The sequence below is a fragment of the Candidatus Marinimicrobia bacterium CG08_land_8_20_14_0_20_45_22 genome (assembly GCA_002774355.1).
Lineage (GTDB): Bacteria > Fidelibacterota > UBA2242 > UBA2242 > UBA2242 > 0-14-0-20-45-22.
Window position 1 is genome coordinate 1 of the sequence record PEYN01000133.1, and the last position, 4252, is coordinate 4252.

Genomic DNA, 4252 nt, shown 5'->3' on the forward strand with positions numbered 1-4252 from the left:
TCATGTCTATACCTCCTAATTATTTTCTGAGGTATAGTTTATCTAATTCAAAAATATTAATCCACTTTTACCCACTCATTCCGCGAAAGAACCGTAATTATAACCTGTTCATTCAGATGCCAGAAATAGACAATCCGGTCGATTCCTTTTCTGTTGGAATTTTTACAAACGGTATCTGCACGAGAATGGAAGTGATTCATAAGCCGTTTCAGATAAATCGGTGGATTTACATTGGATCCGGGACATTTTCACCATCGCAAAATAATTACATTGAAATGGAAGCAATCGGAACAGTCGCCACAGGTCAGCAATTTGTTTCAGATGTCTTGAAAATTAGCGGCTTGATTCGCGAACGTGACATTGTACTGAACACGCCGACGATCAATTTTGGAGAGATTAGTCAGTCGACGCCATACATTTATCATTTAGAAATTCAAAATGCGGGATCAAGCATTCTCACCGTCGAACCCGCCTTTAATTTTAAACAGAACTTAATCCAAAATAAAACGGTTATTGAATATCCTATACAGGTTCCTCCAATGAGCTATGTGACGATTCCACTGAGTTTGGATTTTACGATTTTAGGAACAGTTATTGATACACTTGTCATTCATTCGGACGATCCATACGAATCCATTTGTGAAATTCCCGTAATGGCTGAAGTCGAACGCTTCTTCATGAGCATCGACAACGAAGATATGGCGAATTATTCTGAGTACCAAACTTGGCATTATAGTAATGCACATGCGTACGGTCCGACGAGTCGATATTCTTGGTTGATCGAAAATAACCGCGCTTCGGCGACTTTCAAGATAGTATTGCCGGAAGCCGGACTGTACAACATTCTGGAAATCGTTCCGACGACAGTTAACGCCGCATCCAACGCAGGATATATCATGAAGATCGACGGTGTTGCTGTAGATACGGTTTTTCTGGATCAAAATATCGGAAGCGGCGATTGGGTAAAAGTCGGGACATATCAGTTACCCGCTGGAAAACCGGTTGAGGTTGTCGTGATCGATCTCGGCGGAAGCATCGGCTCCGTTCTTCGGGCGGACGCGGTTAAATGGCAGATGACGACTGAAACAGGAATTGCAAATGCTTCGAGCCCGTCGATTCCAGAACGGCTCGAATTGGAACAAAACTATCCGAATCCATTCAATGCGAGTACGAAATTCAATTACTCAATAGCGAAACCTGGAGACGTCGAGATAAAAGTGTTTAATCTTATTGGGCGCGAGGTCGAAACTATCGTTCATAAATATCACCCTGCCGGATTTTATTCAGTTAGTTGGAATTCCGGAAATGTCGCCTCGGGCGTTTATGTTTGCATTCTCAAGGACAATTCTGACGTTCGATTGAGAAAAATGTTAGTAGTTAAGTAAAACGTCAGTAATTCTGAAGATCCGCTTATCTGTTTCGACCGATTCTTGTGATAGAAATTGGATGTTTTGCTAATTATCTTGACATGCTGGATCAAATTCCTTAAAATTTCCCGCTTTTTCAGATATTGTAATAGTCAAGGAAGATATCTTTGTTAAAACACCTCGCTTTCTATTCAGATACAAAACCGGATTTCCCGTTCATCGTTTTCGGTAAAAATCAGTTGAGTTACTATCAGGCGTATGGAAAAATAAACGCGCTGGCGGAGTATTTATCGAACAATGGAGCGGTAGAAGGTCAAAACATTGGCATTTTAATGCCGAGCGTACCGGAATTCATCCTGGCCTATTTTGGCGTTTTAGCGGCTTGCGGAACGCCGGTTTTACTCAATCCTGCTTTGCCGCACAGCGATTTGGCATCTATTGCATCAAAACTTCATCTCGACATTATCATTTATTTCGACGAATATCAAACGATTGTGACAGAAATGGAGTATCGGCGCAACCTTCCTTCAAAAAAGATTGTTTTCTCAAAGGTTCTGAGCGAAAGCCCACAATCGTTGACGACTATTTTCCGGTCGGGAATCTATCCGTCGGCGGGAACGCAGATCGGTTCAGACAGCGCTGAGGTGATATTTTTAACTTCGGGAATTAACCGATTCATACGACCTGTAATATTTCCTCATAAAAATTTGGAAAGGAATGCGCAGGATTTCCTATCGGTGATACGAGAAAAAGGAGTTTTTCGGATTCTGTCCACGTTTCCACTTTCATCGCCATTTTCGCATTTTATGATGATCAATCCGGTGGTTTTATCTGGAAACACGATGGTTTTGACAAGTGGATTCAACCCAGAAACTGTACTGACAACGCTTTCGGATGAAAACGTCGATTGTCTGGTGACTTACCCCGAATACGTGAAAAAATTGTCGTTTGTTTCAAACTCTATGGAAAAACCGATGACGCTCTCAAAGTGTTTTTCGGTTGGCGATTACCTTTCGGCTTCTCTTTTACAAAAATTTGAAGAAAAATATCAAACGCCGATTCTGGAAATTTATGGATCAACAGAGGCGGGCATTGTATCAGCAAATGCAAACCGGTATGAAAGAAAAATCGGTTCAGTCGGGAAACCGTTGAAGATGGAAGCAATCCGGATCGTCAACGATTACAATGCCGACGTTCCGGAGGAAACGGAAGGCGAACTTTGGATCGACCGTTCATTCATCTTTCGTGGGTATTCAGAAGATCGTCTGCGTAACGTTCCTTTATCGGAAAAATGGTTTCCGACAGGCGATATTGTTCGCATGGATTCTGACGGTTATTTGCATTTCGTTGCCCGGAAAGAGGATAGAATTCTCAGATATGGGTACTGGGTGAATCCGAGAGAAATCGAACTCGTCGCCGGACAACATCCAAAAGTGTTAGAGGCATTTATCGTTCCAGTCGAAAAAACAGAAAAGCATCACACGATGAAATTGCTTGTTGTTCTGCGACCTAATGAAATCGCGACAACGGAGGAGATATTAAATTTTTGTCAAGCGCAATTGCCAAAATATCTTCAGCCGGAATTTGTCGAGTTTATCGAACCGGTCGAAAAGGATTCAACTGGAAAAGTTCATAGAAATATGATCGAGAGAAATTAAATTTGCTCATCAATTAATGGAGGATGATTTTGAAAGAGTATCAAGCTGAAGAGATTCGAAATGTCGCTGTGCTGGGGCACGCTTCATCAGGCAAAACAAGCCTGTGTGAAGCGATGCTCTATACCGCTGGTGCGACGACTCGCTTAGGACGTATCGAGGATGGAACGACGTTGTCCGATTATCATGACGACGAAATTCTAAGAAAGTTCTCTATTTCCTCATCTTTATTGAATTTTGAATGGAATAAAATAAAAACAAATCTCTTGGATGCGCCGGGATACCTGGATTTTATCAGTGAATCTAAAGCATTAACGCGCGTGGCGGACCTTGCATTGATTGTCGTGCACGGTCAGTCCGGCGTCGAAGTCGGCACCGAACTAATTTTCAATTATGCCAAGAATGACAATCTTCCGACATGGTTTGTCGTGAACATGATGGACAAAGAACACGCCGATTTTGAGAAGACGCTAAGCGAACTCAGAAAATCGTTCGGGAAAAAAGTCGTTCCCATCCAAATCCCGGCCAATTTGGCTCCGGATTTCGATTCTATAGTTGACATTCTCTCAAATAAAATCAATCGATATTCAAAAGATGGGAAAGGAACTTTTACTGAAGTTGATATTACCGGAGAATTATCTTCTAAAATTGAAGTAAAACGGAACGAATTGATGGAATCCGTTGCAGAATCCGATGATGCTCTGTTGGAAAAATTTTTTGAAAATGGAACGCTAACTGAAGAAGAATTGCGAGTAGGATTGAAAAAAGCCATTATGACCTGCAATCTGTTTCCGGTTTTAGTCACTTCGGCTTATCAAAATATTGGGGTTCGGAAGATGATGGATTTGATCAGCAGTTATGCTCCGGCTCCAAATGAACGTGAATCAATATGCGGTACGTTTAAAGATACGGAAGTCAAACGGCCAATGAACGATAAAGAATTGACGGCTCTGTTCGTTTTCAAGACGATCAACGAACTTCATGTTGGCGAATTGTCGCTTTTCAAAGTCATCTCGGGGAATGTGAAATCGGGCGTCGATTTACTCAATACTACTAACAGCAAATATGAAAGAATCGGTCAAATATTTTGCCTAAATGGAAAAGAAAAACAGGAGATAGGTCATCTTCATGCAGGTGATATCGGCACAGTCGTCAAATTGAAATATACACATACAACTGATACGCTTTGCGATTCCAAATCGCCGGTCACTTTTCCAAAAATTAAATTTC

Annotated in this window: 3 protein-coding genes; all 3 read left to right on the forward strand. The window is 41.6% G+C overall.

Annotated features, from left to right (window positions below; translation table 11 throughout):
- Positions 1 to 2 precede the first annotated feature (2 nt).
- The gene (locus COT43_07825) at positions 3 to 1385 is read left to right on the forward strand and encodes a hypothetical protein (GenBank protein ID PIS27953.1); all 1383 of its coding nucleotides are present in this window, start codon (positions 3 to 5) and stop codon (positions 1383 to 1385) included.
- 149 nt (positions 1386 to 1534) lie between these two features.
- Positions 1535 to 3025 (forward strand): hypothetical protein, encoded by a 1491-nt coding sequence (locus tag COT43_07830; protein ID PIS27954.1) that lies wholly within the window; start codon positions 1535 to 1537, stop codon positions 3023 to 3025.
- 23 nt (positions 3026 to 3048) lie between these two features.
- Positions 3049 to 4252: elongation factor G (fusA, locus tag COT43_07835; GenBank protein PIS27955.1), on the forward strand; the 1204-nt coding region annotated here is incomplete at its 3' end.